At 38.9% G+C, this 460-nt stretch carries 1 protein-coding gene; it reads right to left on the bottom strand.

The window, feature by feature from the left end; translation table 11 throughout:
* A partial coding sequence (locus F7Q96_RS26545) for a TGS domain-containing protein (RefSeq protein ID WP_151023656.1) occupies positions 1–460 on the bottom strand: 460 nt, incomplete at both ends.

Here is a 460-nt window from a genome sequence, read left to right as displayed (position 1 = left end):
AATTTGCTCAAATAATGCATCTTTATTATCAATATGACGCCATTGTAAAAGATCCAACCAATCTGCATCTGAAAGGTCGTTAATAGAACGATTAAAGAGTTTCAAAGCTCGTGAAAGTGCTTGGGCACCAACTAAACGTTGTTCTTCAATATCTTGGTCTTTGAGTACGTGCTGTAAAGCACGGCGAGCTTTTTGAGTGTTAATGAAGCTCAGCCAATCTGGATTTGGCGTTGCTAAAACGTCAGTAATAATCTCAATAACCTGCCCACTAACTAATGGTGTAGAAAGTGGCTTAATTTCACCATCAACTTTCGCACCTACCGCATGGTTGCCTAAGAAAAGACTAGCTGAATAGGCAAAATCAACTACTGTGGCACCTTGTGGTAACTCATGTAACTGGCCGTGTGGTGTGTAAACCCAAATTTTTTCTTGATGCAAATAATCAAGTAAGTCATTAAAA

Source organism: Cupriavidus gilardii (assembly GCF_008801915.1).
Lineage (GTDB): Bacteria > Pseudomonadota > Gammaproteobacteria > Burkholderiales > Burkholderiaceae > Cupriavidus > Cupriavidus gilardii.
The sequence above is the reverse complement of the archived record's forward strand: the minus strand, read 5'-3'. Positions and strand labels throughout refer to the sequence as shown.